Source organism: Caenimonas aquaedulcis, from assembly GCF_015831345.1.
Lineage (GTDB): Bacteria > Pseudomonadota > Gammaproteobacteria > Burkholderiales > Burkholderiaceae_C > Ramlibacter > Ramlibacter aquaedulcis.
In genome coordinates, this window is the sequence record NZ_JADWYS010000001.1 from 4,220,534 (window position 1) to 4,237,380 (window position 16,847).

The following is a 16,847-nucleotide window of genomic DNA, read 5'->3' on the forward strand; positions in this document are numbered from 1 at the left end:
TCTTGAAAAATCCGCTGCATCACATCCACCGCAAAGACACCGATTCGAACAACACCCACTCGTGGGTGGTGCTCTTCCAGCGGCACAACCTCAACGTGCGCCGGGTGTTCAGCGACAGCGTGTGGGGCGGCAAGCGCAAGGCGCTGGCGGCGGCGAAGGCTTTCCGCGACGAGCAGCTGGACTCGCTCACCAGCTACGTCTACGAGATCGGCCGGCGCAACGTCATGCGCCGCAACAACCGCTCGGGCGTCGTCGGCGTCGCGCGTTATGAGCGGCCGCCCGCGCCCGGCGGCAAGTACAGCTACATCTTCTGGCAGGCGGGCTGGATCGACGAGCACGGCCGCACGCGCACGCGCAAGTTCAGCGTGCGCCGCTGGGGCGAGCGGGGCGCCAAGCAGATGGCGCTCGAAGTGCGCCGCCGCGAGATCCGCCGCGCGGTCGCCGCCAGGACCGGCCTGGAAGATTGACCCTGCGCGCGGCTCAACCGCGACCGCGCGCCGCCCGCGTGCGAAACGTCAGCGACCACCGGCGCCCCGGCGTCGGCGGCACGCTGTGCTGCCATTCCCAGCGCGCGGGCCCCTGCATCGCATAGGCGGAGCGCGGCGCTGCTTCCAGCTCGCGCACCGCGGCCTTGACGCCGGGCCGGTGCGGATACGGCCGAAAGCGCAGCACCGCCCGCGTGCCCAGCGAAACGCCGGCGACGATTTCATAGTCGGGCACGTCGCGGTGCCAGCCGAGCGGCGTCCCCGGCGCGTACTCGGCCACCAGCAGCTGTGTGAAAGCCTGCGACTCGATGCCCAGCCAGTGCGCGAGCCGTTCGCGCAGGAACGCGAAGTCGGCAGGGATGTCCGGCGCCTCGCGCAGTACGTTCTCGTCGAAGTCGTACGAGGAGCCGAAGTTGATCACGCGGCGCCTCGCGGTGTACTGCTTGTACTGCGCGTTGTGCAGCGGCAGCGTTCCGATGAGCTCGATGAGTGCCTGCTCTTCGGCCGGCGTGATGAACTCGTCGCGCAGGGAGAGGCCGGAAGGCTCCGTGGGAAGCGCGCCGTCAGGCTCGAAGAGGCTCATGCGTTCGGTCGGGCGCCGGCGTGGCCGGGCGCCCGGCCCCTTCAAGCGCGCATCGCGCGCAGCACCGCCGCCGTCATGCTCGCGGTGTTGCCCTTGCCCTTCACATCGCCCGTGCGCGCCGTGGCGTCGCCCAGGGCCTCGGTGATCGCACGCGACATGGACGCCGCCATGCGCACCGCGCCCTCGTTCCTGCGGCTGTGGCCCAGCCAGTCGAACATCATGCGGGTCGATTCCATCATCGCGTAGGGGTTCGCGATGCCGCGGCCCGCGATGTCGGGGGCGGAGCCGTGCGTGGCCTGCGCCATCACGATGTCGCCGTCGCCGATGCACAGGCCGGGCGCCATGCCCAGGCCGCCGACGAGGCCGGCGGCCTCATCGGAGAGGATGTCGCCGAACATGTTGGTGGTGACGACGACGTCGAAGGATTGCGGGTCGCGCACGAGGCGCATCGCCATCGTGTCCACGATGACGTCGTCCACGCGCACGTCCGGGTATTCGGCGGCGAGCTTCTTGCACTCCTCGACGAACATGCCGCATCCGAGCTTGAACACCGTGTCCTTGTGGACGTAGGTGAGGTGCTTGCGGCGCTGGCGGGCGAGCTCGAAGGCCGCCTTCGCGACTCGGCGGCTGCCCGTGCGCGAGATCACCCGCATCGACAGCGTCACTTCGTCGTTCGGGCGGAACTCGGCGTTGCCCAGCAGCATGTTGCGGTCCGGCTGGAAGCCTTCGTTGTTCTCGCGCACGATCACCAGGTCCACGTCGTCGTACAGGCAGCCGATGCCGGGGTACGAGCGCGTGGGCCTGACGTTGGCGAAGAGGTTGAAGTCCTTGCGCAGGATCGGGTGCGGGTTGATCGCGTTGGGCACCTTCGGGTAGGCACGGTGGCCGATGGGGCCGAGGATGAAGCCGTCGAGCGTCTTGAGCGTGGCGAGCGTCTCCGGCGGCAGCGTGTGTCCGTGCGTGTCGAGCGCGGTGCGGCCGATGGGCAGCGGATGCCAGTCGATCGTGACGCCGTGCAGTTCGGCGGCGGCGCGGCTGATCTCGACGGAGGCGGGCACGATCTCGAGGCCGATGTCGTCGCCGTCGAGGATGCCGATGCGAAGGGGGGTGGTGGAAGAGGTGGTCATGGGATCGGCAATGAGGTTCAGGGACGGCACAGGGCCGTGAGGTCGCGCACGTTCGGCAGCGCCGCGAGCTTCCAGCAGGCGGCAGTGATCTCGCGCGCCTTCGCTTCGCCGAGCACCGGCACGACGAGCGCGTTGAACTTGCCTTCGAGCTGCACGTCGGAGAGCGGGCGCTCCAGCGAACCGATCGCGTGGTCCACGCGCACGTGCACGCGCCGTCCGTCGGTGAGCACGGCAGTGGCGTCGACCGCCGCTTCGGCGATGGTGTCATCCACCGTCGCGACGACCTTGTTGCGCAATGCGACGACCTTCGGGTCCGTGACGACGGCGTCGGAGAATTCCTCTTCGCCCGCGTGCCCGTAGATCAATCCGACGGCGCAGCCGTGGTACACGCTGAACTTGCCCTGCAGGCCGTCCTTCGGCTCCTTCTTGCCGGTGAGTTCCAGCACCAGCGAATGCACGCGCAGCTCGATGCGTTCGACCTGCTCCGGCTTCACGCCCTGCTCGCGCAGTTGCGCGCAGGCGTCGATGCTCGGGTGGATCACGATGCCGCAGGCGAAGGGTTTGTAGGTGTTGAAGGAGATCTCGAAGCGTTCGCCCAGTTCGTCCGTCACCTCGTTCCAGGCGCGCTTGTCCGAGACGACCTGCACGAAGCCGCGCGGCGCCTCCAGCGCGCGCGGGCTCGCGGTAAAGCCGTGCTTGGCGAGCAGCGCGGACGTGAGCCCGGCACGCGCCGCGCCGCCCGGATGGAAGGGCTTGGTCATGGTGCCGAACTGTTCTCGAAAGCCCACGGGCTGCGAGGCTGCGATGCCCAGCGCCATCTGCGTCTGCTGCTCGTTCATCTTCAGCAGCCGGGCGCAGCCTGCGGCGGCGCCGAGCATGCCGGTCGAGCCGGTGATGTGCCAGCCGCGGTCGTAGTGGTCGGGGTACATCGTGTTGCCGATGCGGCAGGCCACGTCGATGCCCAGCACCAGCGCGTCGATCACGTCGCGGCCGGACGCGCCGGTTTTCTCGGCGAGGGCGAGCACGGCGGAAGCCACGGGGCCGGCCGGGTGGATGATCGTCTTCAGGTGCGTGTCGTCGAAGTCGAAGGTGTGCGACGTGATGCCGTTCACCAGCGCGGCGCTGGCCATGTCGACGCGCTCGGAGCGTCCCAGCACGGTGGCCTGCTGCGCGGGCTCGAACATGGCGACGGCCGCGAGCGCGGCGTCCGCGGCTTCATGGCGGGCCGCGCCGATCGCGCAGCCGAGCCAGTTGTAGAAAGTGCGGTGCGCCTCGTGCTCCACAGCCTGCGTCCAGCCCTTCGATACATGGCCGGAGACGAACTTTGCGAGGATCGAGGTGACGGGCGGCGCATTCGTGTCCGCGGCGACGTGCGTGTTGTGTGCCATGGCGGCTCCTAGTCTTCGAGTTGGATGTTGCGTGCCTTGGCGAGTTTCGTCCAGCGCGCGATGTCGGCCTTGATGTAGTCGCCGAACTGCTCCGGCGTCATGGGCCAGGGCTCCACCGCTTCGCTCGCAAGCTTCTCGCGCATGTCCGGCGCCTTGAGCACCGCGACCTGCGTCTCGTTCAAGCGCTTGACGATGTCCGCGGGCATGCCGGCCGGACCGACCGAGCCGTACCACTGCATCGCGTCGAAGCCCTTGAAGCCGGCTTCCTCCATGGTCGGCACGTCCTTGAGCTGCGGGCTGCGCGTCTTGCCGGTGACGGCGAGGGGGCGCATCTTGCCGGAGCGGATGTGCGGCAGCGCGGCGGCCAGGCCCGGGTACATCGCCTGCGTCTGCCCACCGATGAGGTCGGTGATCGCCGGAGCGATGCCTCGATACGGGATGTGCAGCATGAACGCGCCGGTCTCCTGCTTGAAGAGCTCCATCGTCAGGTGCGTGAGCGAGCCCTGGCCCGCCGAGCCGTAGCTGAGCCTGCCGGGGTTGCGCTTGACGTACTCGATGAACTCCTTCACGGTCTTGGCGGGCACGTTCGCGTTGATGGCGAGCACGTTGGGCGTCGCGCCGATCATGCCGATGGGCGTGAACTGCTTGACGGCGTCGTACGCGACCTTGCGCGTGGCGGGCGTCGTGCCGTGCGTGGCCACGTAGCCCTGCATCAGCGTGTAGCCGTCCGGCGCCGCGCGCGCGGTCGCGACGCTGGCGACGACACCGCCGCCGCCGCTCTGGTTGTCCACGAGGAAGGTCTGGCCGAGCAGGGCGCCCCAGCGCTCGGTGACGACGCGGGCGATCATGTCGTTGCCGCCGCCGGCGGCGACGGGGACGATGTAGCGGATGGGCTTGGACGGCCAGGCCTGCGCGATGGCGAAACCGGGGATGAGGGCGGCAGTGGCTCCTGCCTGCAGCAAAACGCGGCGTTTCATGGGGTGATGTGTCTCCTGGGAAGACGGCCATGGTGGACCGCGGGGCGGACGCTGTAAAGTGCAAGTTTGCTAGCCTTTATTGCAGAACGTGCAACCCTCTCCCTCTGGCTCGACAGTGAGCACCCCCGCCCGAACGCCCGGCTTGGCCGACTTGCGCGCCTTCATCGCCGCTGCCGAGCTGCGCAGCTTCGCGGCCGCGGCCAAGACGCTGCACCTGTCGCTGCCCGCGTTCTCCCGCCGCATCTCCAACCTGGAAGCGCGCCTGGGCGTGAAGCTCTTCGACCGCACCACGCGCAGCGTGGAGCTCACCCTGCTCGGCAGCCGCTTCCTGCGTGAGATCACGCCCGTCGTGGAAGACCTCGACCGGTCCGTCGTGGGCCTGCGCGGCGCAGCGCACCTGGAGGCGGGCGACGTGACGATCGGTTGCGTGTTCTCTGCGGTACACCACTTCATGCCGGCCGTGATCGATTCCTACCGCGAGCGGCACCCCAACGTGCTGGTGCGCATCATCGAGGATGGTGCGGACGGCGTGTTTGCATCAGTCAAGCATGGCGAGGTGGACTTCGGCATCAACTACATCGGCATGCAGGAGCCCGACGTGGAATTCACGCCGCTGATGCAGGACGCCTACGTGCTCGCCTGCCGTTCGGACCACGAGCTCGCCAGGCGCCGCTCCGTGCGCTGGGACGAGCTCGGCGCGTGGGACCAGGTGCGCGTCGCCCAGGCCAGCCGCAACCGCGTGTTCATCGACCACGCGCTGGCGGCAGCGCCCTCGCAAAGGCGCCCGGTGTGCGAGGTGCGGCATGTATCCACGCTGATCGGCCTGGTGGAAGCGGGGCTGGGCGTGGCGATCGTGCCGCAGCTCACCGTGCCGCGCAAACCGGCGGGCGTGGTGGGCATTCCGCTCAAGCCGTCCGTCACCCGGTCCATCGGTTTGATCCAGCGAACCGGCCGCACCCTGTCGCCCGCGGCGGCCGCATTTGCGAAATTGTTGTTGCAAACGAGCAAAACGGGGGCCCGGGTTCGCCACCGTTGAGCCAGGGGCGCCGCCGTTGGTAGACTTTTCCCTGAAGTCACCAACCAGAACACAGCGAGGCTCCCATGAGCGACTACCACGGCACCGCGGGCGACGACACGATCAACGAATCGGCCCTCGGCTTCACCGACCACGTCACCATCTACGGCGGCGCGGGCAACGACACCGTCACGCTCGGCTTCGGGAGCGTGGTGGGCCAGCAGGGCAACGACACCCTCATCGGCACCACGCGCTGGTCCACCGCGGCCTACTGGGATTCGCCCGCACCCGTCACCGTGAATTTCGCGACGGGGAAGGTGCTGGACGGCTGGGGGACGACCGACACGCTCGTCGACCTGTGGACGGTGCACCTGGGCAGCGGCAACAACCAGGTGACGGGGTCGGACCATGACGAATCCGTCTGGCCCACCGCGCCCGGCAGCAACAGCATCGACCTGGGCGGCGGCACCGACACCGTCACCTACTACGGTGCGAAAGCGTCCGAGGCCACGGTCACGTACGACGCGGCCCAGCACGCCTTCACGGTCGTCAAGCATTTCGCGAACGGCGTGACTGGCACCGACGTGCTGCGCAACGTGGAGGCGGTGGTCTTCCGCGCCACGGACAACAGCGAGGAAGTCCTCGACACGTATCGCTTCACCGGCCCCTTCGGCCCGTACGCGACGGCAGCGATTCCCAGCGGCAACGGCATCCAGCAGCTGCTGCAGGGCGATTTCAACGGTGACGGCAAAGTGGACATCTGGGTCGCGCGCATCGACGACGCGACGACAGGCGACGTCTACAGCCCCGCGCAGATCCTGCTGGGGGATGGCGCGGGGCATTTCACGGACGGAACCTCGCAGGTGTTCTCCGGCGTGATTCCCTCGACGCAATACGGCCCGCGCATCGCGGGCGCCGACTTCAACGCCGACGGGATCACCGATGTCTTCATCCCCGACTTCGGGCCGGACAAGGCGCCCTTCAACGGCGGCCAGAACCGACTGTTCGTGAGTGCCGGCGGCCACCTCACCGACCAGTCGGCTCAGCTGGGCCAGCGGCTGACGCAGGGCCATGGCGTCTCCATCGGCGACATCGACGGCAACGGCTTCCCGGACGTGCTGGTCGATGGCCTGAACGATCCGAGCGGCCGCGCGAACGAGGTGATCCTCAGCAACGGCCAGGGCGGCTTCACCACCAACACTTCGCTGTTTCCCTCCGTCGTGCAGAAGCCGGGCACCTGGGCGGGCGGCAACACCTGGTCCTATGCCGGCGACCTGAACGCCGACGGCATGACGGACATCGTGCTGGGCACCTGGGAGAACACCGGCGGGCCGACGCGGCTGCTGCTGGCCTCCGCGCCCGGCGTGTTCACCAATGCCGGCGTGCATACCCTGCCGGACACGGGCGTGAGCGAGCCGACCATCGTCGCGATCTCGCCGATCGATTTGAACGGCGACGGCCTGCGCGACCTCGTGCTGTCCGCCACCAACGGCGGCGAGCGTTCGCAGTTCTACCAGGTGCCTTACCTGCAGTTCCTGGTGAACCAGGGCGGCGGCAATTTCTCGGACGAGACGGCGCTGCGTTTTGCGCAGGACCCGGCGAACCACGCGGGCTACTGGTACAAGTTCGTCGAGATCGCGGACGTGAACGGCGACGGCGCCGACGACATCCTGGCGGTGACCAACAACGAGTACGGCGACAGCGCCGACCTGCTGATGAACGACGGCAGCGGGCATTTCAGCATCGCGCGCACCTTCCTCGGGCACCGCATCGTGCACGTGATGGACGTGAACGGCGATGCGATCCCCGAGCTCGTCGCCGCCACGGGAAGCGTGCTCACGGTCTTCCAGAACGACATCTTCACCGGCCGCATCGGCCAGCTCGTGTTCCATCCGGGCGAGCGGCCCGAGCACATCGCGGGCGGCGCGGGGATCGACACGGCGGTGTATGCGGATGCGGCGACTTCGTACACGCTGTCGCATGCCGGCGCGGCGTGGTCGGTCACGCGCACGGGGCTGGATGTCGACACGCTGAACGGCGTCGAGCGGCTGTCCTTCGCGGACCACAAGGTGGCGCTGGACCTGGAGGGACACGCGGGCGTCATCGCGCGCTATCTCGGCGCGGTCTTCGGCGCCGCGTCGGTGCACGACATGACCTATGCCGGCATCGGCCTGTCGCTGATCGACGGCGGCACGAGCGAGGCGGACCTGATGCAGCTGGCCCTGGGGGTGCGCTTCACGCCGGGCACGAGCAATTCGCAGTGGGTGTCCGCGGTCTACCAGAACGTGGTGGGCGTCGCGCCGTCGGCGGGAGAGCTGGCGCACTTCACGGGAATGCTGGACAGCGGCGCGTATTCACGCGTGGAATTGGCGCAGCTGGCGGCGGCGCAGGACGTGAATGCGGCGCACATCGAACTCGCTACCCTGGTCGGTGTAACGGGGTTGGCGTACGTCTGACAGATCATTCGCCGCGCGCCAAGGGTTCCTCGAAGTTCGCCAGCAACCGAACCCGCCCGGCCCGCACGTGCTTCTCCGCAGCGGCCTTCGCGCGTGACTGGTTGGACGCGGCGATCGCCTCGTAGATCGCCCGGTGCTCCACGTTGGAGCGGCGCATGTTGCCCGGCACGTTGAAGTACTTGCGCCGCACCAGGTGCAGCTCCTTCACGTAGTCGTCGTACGCCTGCTGCGCGCGCTGGTTGTTCGAGAGTTCCAGAATCAACTCGTGGAATTGGAGGTTCAGCTCGTAGTACTTCGAGCCGTCGTCCGCGTCGCACGCCTTGTCCATCGCGGTGAGCAGGCGCTCGAACTTGCGCGCATGCTCCTCGTTGAAGTGCTCGCACGCGCGCTCGGCCGCATAGCCGAACACGAGGGCCCGCAGCTCGTACACCTCCAGCATCTCGCGCAGCGACAGCTGCCGCACGTAGACGCCGCGATTGGGCACGGCGTTCACGATGCCCAGGCCCGCCAGCACCTTGATCGCCTCGCGGATCGGCCCGCGGCTGGTGCCCATGCGCAGGGCCAGCGCGGCCTCGTTCAGGCGCTCGCCGGGCTTGAACTCGCCCGCGTAGATGAGCTGCTTGAGTTCGGCGACGATGGCCTGCGACAGGCCGGCGCCGCGGACGGTGGAGGGCGAGGTGGGCATGGCTACATCGTACCGTCAGGCGGGCTCCTGGGACATCACTCGACCTTGACCTTGGCGCTCTTGACGAGGTTCACCCAGAACTTGCCGTCCTCGACGAGGAAACTGTTGAATGCGTCGGGCGAGGCCGAGAGCGAGACTTCCGTCCCGTCGCGCGCCAGCGCCGCCTTCACCGAGGCCTGCTGCATGGCGGTGGTCGTCGCGTCGAACACCTTCTTGACGATCGCGGGCGGCGTCCCGGCGGGCAGGAACATGCCGTACCAGAACTCCAGGTTGTATTCGGGCAGGCCCGCTTCCTTCATGCCGGGGATGCCGGGGACGAGCGGCGAGCGCTCGCGCGTACTCACGGCCAGGGCCAGCAGGCGGCCGCCGTTCGAGGCTTGCGGCAGCACCGAGGGCGCTGTGCCGAAGGTGAGCTGCGTGTCGTTGGCCATCACCGACTGGATCGCGAGCGCGCCGCCCTTGTAGGGCACGTGCGTCATCTGCGCGCCCGTGATCTGCTGGAACAGCGCCGCGCCCAGGTGCGGCGCCGAACCGTTGCCCGATGTCGAGTAATTGAGCTTGTCCGGGTTCTTCTTCGCGGCGGCGATCAGGTCGGGCACGGACTTGATGCCGGTAGCGGGATTGACGGCCAGCACCAGCGGCGAGGTCGTCATCTTCGTCACGGGCAGCAGGTCGCCCGGCTTGTATTGCAGCGCCGGGTTGAGCGCGGGGTTCACCGAGATGCTGCTGGGGCTCGCGATCAGCAGCGTGTAGCCGTCGGCGGGCGACTTGGCGACGATGTCCGCCGCGATGCTCGAGCCGTTGCCCGGCTTGTTGTCCACCACCACGGTCTGGCCCAGCGCCTTGCCGAGCGCGTCGCTCATCGAGCGTGCCACGATGTCCGCGGCGCCGCCGGGCGCGAAGCCGATCACGAGGCGGATCGGCTTGCTGGGATAGGCGGCTTGCGACCACGCACCGCATGCTGTGGCGGCCAGCGTCAGCGCCAGGGCGTACTTCATCGACTTCATGTTCTCGTCTCCTTGTGTTCTGTACTTCAGGGCATGCGCAGGACGATCTTGCCCACGTGCCCGCCCGATTCCATCAATGCCTTGCCCTGCGCGAGCTGCGAAAAGTCCAGCACCTGGTCGATCTGCGGCTTGATGCGTCCCGACGCGAAATGCGGCATCACTTCGGCCGCGAAGCGCGGCACGGCCGCGGCCTTCTGCGCCTTGCTGCGCAACTTGTTGGACACGCCGAAGAGCGTGAGCCGCTTCGCATGCAGGGCTTCCAGGTCGATGTCGGCATGCAGCACGCCATCGACATAGCCGACGGTCGCGAGGCGCGCCTCGAAGGCGGCGACACGGACGTTCTCCGCGAAGACCGATCCGCCCACGGTGTTCACGACCACATCGGCGCCGTGCTGCGCCGTCGCTTCCATGACGGCGGGGCCGAAATCCGGGCCGCGCGTGCACAGGCCGAGGTCCAGGCCCAGGGGGCGGAGCAGGTCCAGTTTCTTCTGCGAGCCCGAGGTGCCGATCACCTTCGCGCCCAGCGCCTTGCCCAGTTGCAGGCAGGCGACGCCGACGCCCGAGGACACGCCGTTGATCAGCAGCCACTCGCCCGGCTTCAGCCGGCCGTGCAGCACCAGCATGTCGAAAGTCACGTGGAAGGTGAGCGGGATGCTCGCGGCCTCCTCGAAGGACAGGTTCGCTGGGATGGCCATCGCCTCGGCCACGTCGAGCAGGGCGTATTCGGAGAAAGCGCCGTTGCACCGGCCCATGACCTTGTCGCCCGTCCTGAATCCCGTCACGCCTTCGCCGAGCCCCGCGACCTCGCCGGCGCATTCGCCGCCGATGGCCTTCCAGCTGCCGGGCTTGCCGTGCAGGCCGTGGCCCACGATGAACTCGCCGCGGTTGAGCGACGCGGCGCGCACGCGAACCAGCAGCTGCCCGGCGCCGGGTTGGGGCGTGGGCGTGTCGCGCAGTTCGAGCACGGTGTCCGTGTCGGTCATCTGCATCCAGTAGGACTGCATCGGGTGATTCCTTTCAGCGGCCGGTGAAGACCGGCTTGCGTTTTTCCATGAAGGCCGTGCGGCCCTCGGTGTAGTCGGCGCTTTCGAAGCAGCCGCGGATGAGCGAGGTGCACAGTGCCATGTCGAGATCGGTCGAGGGTTTGAGGATCTCGCGCGTGATCGCCTTGCCGGCCATCACGGTGAGCGGCGCGTTGTCCGCCATCGCGGTGGTGTATTCCGCGAGCAGGCTCTCGAGCCCGTCGGGCGCGGCGACACGGGTGACCAGCCCCATCGTCTTGGCTTCGACCGCATCGATGCGGCGGGCGGAGAAGAACAGGTCCTTGGCGGCGCCGGGGCCGACGAGGTCGACGAGGTTCTTCATCGCGGAGTAGCGGTAGCCCAGGCCCAGGCGCGCGGCGGGGATCGCGAACACCGAATCGGTCGAAGCGATGCGGATGTCGCACGCGATCGCCACGTTCACGCCGCCGCCGATGCAGTAGCCGCGGATGCAGGCGAGCGTCGGCTTGGGGAAATCGAAGATGCCCGTGAGCGTCAGCTCGGCCATGGCCTCGTAGCGCGCGACGGCTTCCTTCGCAGCGCGCATGTCCTCGAACTGCGAGATGTCCGCGCCGGACACGAAGGCCTTCTCGCCCGCACCGGAGAACACGACCAGCCGCACGCGGTCGTCGTCTCTGGCCAGCGCCAGCAGCGGGGGCACGGCCTCCCACATGTCGACCGACAGCGCGTTGTGCTTGGCCGGGTTGTTGAAGCGGATGTGCAGCGTGCTGCCGGCCAGCCAGGTCTGCACGCGTTCGGTGATGGATTGGTATTCGGGATGCGTCATCAATAGACTCCGGTGGCTTTCATTCGTGCGAGGTCGGTGTCGGCGATGCCGAGCTCGCGCAGGATCTCTTCGGTGTGCTCGCCGCGCCGCGGTGCCGCGCGCGCGATGGTGCTCGGCGTGCGCTCCAGCTGCACCGGCTGGCCCACGAGCTTTTGCGGGCCCATGCGCGCGGACACGACTTCCTTCACCATGCCGAGGTGCGCGATCTGCGGCTCCGCGAACACCTCGCGCATGTCGCTGATGAGGCCGCACGCGACGCCGCCCTCGTTGAATTGCGTGATCCAGTGGCTGCGGTCCTGCGCGGCAAGGCGTTCGTTGATCTGCGCGTTGAGCGAGTCGCGGTTGACGTCGCGCGATGCCTTGTCGTGGTAGCGCGGGTCCTCGATCCACTCCGGCGCGCCCAGGATGTTGCAGAAGCGCTCCCAGATCTTGGAGCCGAACACGGCGATGTTCAAGTAGCCGTCGCGCGCCTTGTACACGCCCGTGGGGATGCTCGTGGGGTGGAAGTTGCCGGCCTGCGTCGCGACTTCGCCGTCGATGAGGAAGCGCGACGTCTGGAAGTCCATCATGTAGACCATCGCCTCGAGCAGCGAGGTGTGCAGCCACTGGCCCTTACCCGAGGATTCGCGCTCCAGCAGGGCGACCAGGATGCCCTGCGCCGCGAAGATGCCCGCGCACAGGTCGGCGATCGGGATGCCGACGCGCATCGGCCCTTCGCCGGGAATGCCCGTGACGGACATCAGCCCGCCCATGCCTTGCGCGATCTGGTCGAAGCCCGGGCGCGTCGCGAGCGGGCCGCTCTGGCCGAAGCCGGAGATGCTCGCGTACACGAGCTTCGGGTTGTCCTTCGCGAGCGATTCGTAGTCGATGCCCAGGCGGAACTTCACGTCGGGGCGGAAGTTCTCCACCACGACGTCGGCGCCCGCGATCAGGCGCTTGAGCGTGGCGATGCCTTCCGGCTCCTTCAGGTTGAGCGTGATCGAGCGCTTGTTGCGGTGCGTGTACTGGTAGTCCGAGCCGTCCTGGCCGCCGAGCGTGTCGTCGCCGCGCATGTGCTCGGGCATCTGCACCTGGATGACGTCGGCGCCCCAGTCGGCGAGCTGGCGGCAGCAGGTGGGGCCGGCGCGCACCTGCGTGAGGTCGATGACGCGAAAGCGCGCGAGCGCGGAAGAGGCGGGCTGGTGGGGCATTCGGCGGGGTCCGGAAACGGTGCAGGGGAGGACGGTTAGTGTTACCACTACTCGCCAAAGTGTCAACACTTGCGCTAGGATCTTCAGCATTCTGAAAGGGCGTTGCCATGTCTTGCTCCCACCGGCTCGCCGCGCTGTGCGCGTCGCTCTTCCTTGCCATCCCCACCCACGCCGAAGTGGTCCGCTTCGAGGTGCTGCAGAGCAGCCCGCGTTCGAGGGCCGAAGCTTCGGCAACGTGGGGCCCTACGTGAAGATCACGGGCCGCGCGACGATCGCAGTCGATCCTTCGGATCGCCGCAACGCCGTCATCGCCGACATCGACAAGGCGCCGCGCAATGCGCAAGGGCGGGTCGAGGCCGTCGCCGATGTGGTGCTGCTGCGCCCTGCGGACCCGGCCCGCGCGAACGGCACGCTGCTCGTGGACATCCCCAACCGCGGCACCAAGCTCGCGCCGCAACTGTTCGACGACGCCGCCAATCCCGCGGCGACGCAGGCCGACAAGCCCGGCGATGCCGGCATCGGCTTCCTGCATTCGCAGGGCTACACATGGCGTGGATCGGCTGGCAGGCGGACATCCCCTCGCAGCCGAACCAGCACGCGCTGCTCGCACCCGTGGTGCCCGGCGTCAGCGGCCCGGCGCGCGAGGAATTCCTCTACGACCACATGCGCTCGCCGGCGACGTCGACGCTGTCCTGGCCCATCGCGGACCCGTCTTCGCTCTCGGTGACGGTGCGCGCGAAGTGGGACGCGCCGCGCGAAAAGCCGCCCGGCCTCGCGATCCGCGCGACGGGGCCGAACACGGTGGAGATCACGCGACCGGAGACCGGCTTCGATGCGGGCGCGCTCTATGAGGTCACCTACATCGCGCGCGACCCGGCGGTGCTCGGCCTGGGCTTCGCCGCGACGCGCGACGTCGTGTCCTTTTTGCGGCACGACCCCACGTCGGCCAATCCGCTCGCCGCGCGCGGCTACGCACAGCGAGCCATCGGGTTCGGCGTGTCGCAGTCCGGGCGCTTCCTGCGGGACTTCCTCTACCTCGGCTTCAACGAAGACCTCGCGGGCAAACCGGTGTTCGAAGGCCTGATGCCGCACATCGCGGGCGGCCGGCGCATCGCGTCGAACTACCGTTTCGGGCAGAACGGCCGAAACGCGCGCCACCCGCAGGACCCGGCTTGGCAGGCGGACCTCTTTCCCTTCACCTACCAGACGCTGCTCGATCCACTGAGCGGCAAGCGCGACGGCCTGATGGTCCGCTGCCGCGCGACGAACACCTGCCCGCGCGTGATCCAGACCGACAGCGAGCACGAATGGTGGGCGTCGCGCGCGTCGCTGCTGGTGACGGACCTGCAGGGCAACCACCTCGACCTGCCCGCCGATGTGCGCGCCTACATGATCGCGGGCTCGCCGCACTTCGCGGCGCCGGGCGACAGGATGAAAACCGTGCCGACGATGTCGCTGCCGGTCAACCCGATGCACGGGGGCATGCCGATGCGCGCGCTGCTCACCGCGATGCAGGGATGGATCACCACCGGCGCCGAGCCGCCCGCCAGCCGCGTGCCGATGCGCGCGCACGGCACGCTGGTGGACGCGGCCGACGCGGTACGCCGCGACATCCCGGGGCTGCCCTACACGGCGATCCACACGGGCGCGAGCTACACCGACCCGACCGTGTTCCCGCCGAAGCTGCTGGGCATGTACCCCGTGTTCGTCCCGCGCGCGGACAACGACGGCATGTCCATCGCGGGCATCCGCATGCTGCCGCTCGCCGTGCCGCGCGCCACCTACACCGGATGGAATCCGCGCGCGCCGGGCTACGGCGCGGGCACGCTGTTCCCGCTGCAGGGCGCGGTGATCCCCTTCGCGGCGACGCGCGCCGAGCGGGAAGCCGCGAAGGACCCGCGCCTTTCCATCGCCGAGCGTTATGCGGACAACGCCGCCTATGTGAATGCGGTGCGTGCGGCCGCCGCGCAGATGGTGGCCGAACGGCTGCTGCTTCCGCAGGATGCGGAGCGCGCGATCGAGGCGGCGCAGCAGGACAGGCTGTCGCAGCTGCGCTGAGGCTGCTTCGCGGTCACGCCGCGGCCAGGTGTTCCGGCTCGCGGCTCCATTCGCACCAGCCGCCGTCGTACACGCTGATGCGCTCCCAGGCCATCAGCCAGGCGTAGAAGAACGCGAGCGACGCGCGCCAGCCGGTGCCGCAGTAGAAGGTGTTGCGCTGTCCGGCGTGGATGCCGGCCTCGCGCCAGAACGCCTGGATCTCGTGCGCGGGCTTCATCGTGCCGTCCGCGCGGTGGAAATCGCCCATGCAGTGCACGTCGCCGTCGCGCCCCGCGCGGCCCCAGCGCGCGCTGGGTATCTCGCCCTTCGCTTCGATGTAGCCGTAGCCGGAGGTTTGCCCGGTGAACTCCTGCCAGGTGCGGATGCTGACCAGCACGCCGTCGTCGCGCCGCATCAGGTCCTTCACCTGCCGCATGTCCATCAGGTATTCCGGATGGGCAGGGAAGTCGACGCCGAAGTCGGCCGCCGGCGCGTGCGCCACCGCGGCGCCTGTGGCGAGTTCGCCGCCCGACGATACCCAGGCGCCGAAGCCGCCGTCGAGAAGGCGTACGTCCTGCACGCCCGCGTACAGCATCAGGTGCGCCGCACGAGCGGCGGCCAGCGTATTGCGGCCGTAGAGCAGCACCGTCGTGTCGTGGCGGATGCCTTTGGCAAGCAGCAGTTCCAGCAGCGCCGGGTCCGGCACCTTGTTCCACACCGGGCCGTGCTCCAGGTGGCAGGTCTCGAGGTAGCCTGCGCCGGGAATGTGGGCCTCGGCGAACAGGGCGGCGTCCTCGCAGCCCACTTCGAAGAGGCGCCAGCTCCCCGTGGGCGCGGCCACGACCGGCCGGCCGGCGATGAGCGCCGCCAGCCACGTGGGAGTGACCAGGTGCTGCCATCTCGGAAGATGGCGGGGCAGCGCGGCGTGGGCAATCACGGGGGCGGTCCGGCAAGGGGGGAGGGTGGCTCAGTGGAGCACGCCCCGGGCCGGGCCGGCAACGCAATGGGAACGAAAGGTGATTTTGCCAAATGTCAGGCCGCGCCGTGCTCGCGCCTGAGCATGCGTGCTGCTTCCACCATGTTCGCGAGCTTTCCCTGCGCGGATTCGCGCGGCAAATACTTCATGCCGCAGTCCGGCGCGAGGATCACCTGCTCTGGCCTCACGTGCTTCAGCGCGCGGCGGATGCGTTCCGCGATCACTTCCGGTGACTCGACCGCGGGGTCCGACAGGTCGATGCAGCCGACGAGGATCTGCTTGCCCTGCAACTGCGTGAGCTCGCTCGTGTCCAGGTGCGATTGCGCAGTCTCGATGGACACCTGCCGGCAGCGGCAGCCCGCGAGCTCCGGCAGGAACGAATAGCCGCTCGGCCGCTGGTGGATGATGGCCGCGTAGCCGAAGCAGATGTGCACGCATGTCGTGCCCTCCACGCCTTCGAGCGCGCGGTTGAGCGCGGCGAGCCCGTACTGCCGCGCCTTCTCGGGCCGCGCCTGCATGTAAGGCTCGTCGATCTGCACGACGTCGGCGCCGGCGGCGAACAGGTCCTTGATCTCCGCGTTCACCGCCTCCGCGTAATCCATCGCGGCTTCTTCTTCCGATGGGTAGAAATCGTTCTGCGCCTGCTGCAGCATGGTGAAGGGGCCGGGTACAGTGATCTTCGTCATGCGCGTCGTATTTCGCTTGAGGAATTTCAGGTCCTCCACTTCGACCGCATGCCTCCTGCGGATTTTCCCGACGATGCGCGGCACCGGGTTGGGGTGGCCCGAGCGGTCGAGCGCGGAGCCGGGGTTGTCCAGGTCGACGCCTTCCAGCGCGGTGGCGAAGCGGTTGGAGTAGCTTTCGCGCCGGATCTCGCCGTCGCTCACGATGTCCAGCCCCGCGTCCTCCTGGGCGCGGATCGCGATGAGCGTCGCGTCGTCCTGCGCCTGCGCGAGGTAGGGCTCGGGCAAGCGCCAGAGCTCGCGTGCCCGCACCCGCGGCGGGAACCTGCCCGCGAGCTTCGCGCGGTCGATCAGCCATTCAGGCTGCGGGAAACTGCCGACGATGGTGGTGGGGAAGAGCATGCGTTTCTC

16 protein-coding genes are annotated in these 16,847 nt (G+C 68.6%); 5 read left to right on the forward strand and 11 right to left on the reverse strand.

Features of this window, described 5'->3' with window-relative positions; all coding sequences use genetic code 11:
* Positions 1 to 2: 2 nt before the first annotated feature.
* On the forward strand, positions 3 to 467 hold the full coding sequence (locus I5803_RS20425) for a hypothetical protein (RefSeq protein WP_196988146.1): 465 nt from the start codon (positions 3 to 5) through the stop codon (positions 465 to 467).
* A gap of 13 nt (positions 468 to 480) precedes the next feature.
* Here the strand turns inward: I5803_RS20425 and I5803_RS20430 are convergent, their stop codons facing one another.
* Genes I5803_RS20430 through I5803_RS20445 form a run of 4 tightly spaced genes read right to left on the reverse strand, consistent with a single transcriptional unit; the run spans position 481 to position 4,560 of the window.
* Positions 481 to 1,068, reverse strand: a complete 588-nt coding sequence (locus I5803_RS20430) for an alpha-ketoglutarate-dependent dioxygenase AlkB (RefSeq protein ID WP_231402482.1) — start codon at positions 1,066 to 1,068, stop codon at positions 481 to 483.
* A 41-nt stretch (positions 1,069 to 1,109) separates the two neighbouring features.
* On the reverse strand, positions 1,110 to 2,195 hold the full coding sequence (locus tag I5803_RS20435; RefSeq protein WP_196988147.1) for an isocitrate/isopropylmalate dehydrogenase family protein: 1,086 nt from the start codon (positions 2,193 to 2,195) through the stop codon (positions 1,110 to 1,112).
* Positions 2,196 to 2,212: 17 nt separating this feature from the next.
* Entirely contained in the window at positions 2,213 to 3,583 is a 1,371-nt protein-coding gene (locus tag I5803_RS20440) for an MmgE/PrpD family protein (protein WP_196988148.1), read from the reverse strand.
* Positions 3,584 to 3,591: 8 nt separating this feature from the next.
* Positions 3,592 to 4,560, reverse strand: a complete 969-nt coding sequence (locus I5803_RS20445; RefSeq protein WP_196988149.1) for a Bug family tripartite tricarboxylate transporter substrate binding protein — start codon at positions 4,558 to 4,560, stop codon at positions 3,592 to 3,594.
* A 115-nt stretch (positions 4,561 to 4,675) separates the two neighbouring features.
* Between I5803_RS20445 and I5803_RS20450 the strand changes: the two genes are divergently transcribed.
* Together I5803_RS20450 and I5803_RS20455 are read left to right on the forward strand one after the other, a co-directional pair.
* On the forward strand, positions 4,676 to 5,596 hold the full coding sequence (locus I5803_RS20450; RefSeq protein WP_196988150.1) for a LysR family transcriptional regulator: 921 nt from the start codon (positions 4,676 to 4,678) through the stop codon (positions 5,594 to 5,596).
* Between the two features lie 65 nt (positions 5,597 to 5,661).
* Entirely contained in the window at positions 5,662 to 8,031 is a 2,370-nt protein-coding gene (locus tag I5803_RS20455) for an FG-GAP-like repeat-containing protein (protein WP_196988151.1), read from the forward strand.
* Positions 8,032 to 8,035: 4 nt separating this feature from the next.
* Here I5803_RS20455 and I5803_RS20460 read toward each other — a convergent pair whose 3' ends face one another.
* Genes I5803_RS20460 through I5803_RS20480 form a run of 5 tightly spaced genes read right to left on the reverse strand, consistent with a single transcriptional unit; the run spans position 8,036 to position 12,740 of the window.
* Positions 8,036 to 8,716 (reverse strand): GntR family transcriptional regulator, encoded by a 681-nt coding sequence (locus I5803_RS20460; RefSeq protein ID WP_196988152.1) that lies wholly within the window; start codon positions 8,714 to 8,716, stop codon positions 8,036 to 8,038.
* 35 nt (positions 8,717 to 8,751) lie between these two features.
* Positions 8,752 to 9,723, reverse strand: coding sequence for a Bug family tripartite tricarboxylate transporter substrate binding protein (locus tag I5803_RS20465; protein WP_196988153.1), 972 nt, complete (start codon positions 9,721 to 9,723; stop codon positions 8,752 to 8,754).
* A 26-nt stretch (positions 9,724 to 9,749) separates the two neighbouring features.
* Positions 9,750 to 10,727 carry a zinc-binding dehydrogenase gene (locus I5803_RS20470; protein WP_196988154.1) on the reverse strand — a complete coding sequence of 326 codons (978 nt, stop codon included), beginning with the start codon at positions 10,725 to 10,727 and terminating at the stop codon, positions 9,750 to 9,752.
* A gap of 13 nt (positions 10,728 to 10,740) precedes the next feature.
* Positions 10,741 to 11,550 carry an enoyl-CoA hydratase gene (locus I5803_RS20475; protein WP_196988155.1) on the reverse strand — a complete coding sequence of 270 codons (810 nt, stop codon included), beginning with the start codon at positions 11,548 to 11,550 and terminating at the stop codon, positions 10,741 to 10,743.
* A complete protein-coding gene (locus tag I5803_RS20480) occupies positions 11,550 to 12,740 on the reverse strand; it encodes a CaiB/BaiF CoA transferase family protein (RefSeq protein ID WP_196988156.1) in 1,191 nt (396 codons plus the stop codon). Before I5803_RS20480 ends, I5803_RS20475 begins: the two co-directional genes overlap by 1 nt.
* A gap of 107 nt (positions 12,741 to 12,847) precedes the next feature.
* Here I5803_RS20480 and I5803_RS20485 point away from each other — a divergent pair, with 107 nt between their 5' ends.
* Both I5803_RS20485 and I5803_RS20490 read left to right on the forward strand, forming a co-directional pair.
* Positions 12,848 to 12,991 carry a hypothetical protein gene (locus I5803_RS20485; protein ID WP_196988157.1) on the forward strand — a complete coding sequence of 48 codons (144 nt, stop codon included), beginning with the start codon at positions 12,848 to 12,850 and terminating at the stop codon, positions 12,989 to 12,991.
* Between the two features lie 295 nt (positions 12,992 to 13,286).
* A complete protein-coding gene (locus I5803_RS20490) occupies positions 13,287 to 14,798 on the forward strand; it encodes an alpha/beta hydrolase domain-containing protein (RefSeq protein WP_196988158.1) in 1,512 nt (503 codons plus the stop codon).
* Positions 14,799 to 14,811: 13 nt separating this feature from the next.
* Here the strand turns inward: I5803_RS20490 and I5803_RS20495 are convergent, their stop codons facing one another.
* Together I5803_RS20495 and I5803_RS20500 are read right to left on the reverse strand one after the other, a co-directional pair.
* Positions 14,812 to 15,714: a sulfurtransferase gene (locus tag I5803_RS20495; protein ID WP_354001695.1), complete on the reverse strand. Its 903-nt coding sequence runs from the start codon at positions 15,712 to 15,714 to the stop codon at positions 14,812 to 14,814.
* A 95-nt stretch (positions 15,715 to 15,809) separates the two neighbouring features.
* Positions 15,810 to 16,838 (reverse strand): uroporphyrinogen decarboxylase family protein, encoded by a 1,029-nt coding sequence (locus tag I5803_RS20500; RefSeq protein WP_196988159.1) that lies wholly within the window; start codon positions 16,836 to 16,838, stop codon positions 15,810 to 15,812.
* Between the last annotated feature and the right edge of the window lie 9 nt (positions 16,839 to 16,847).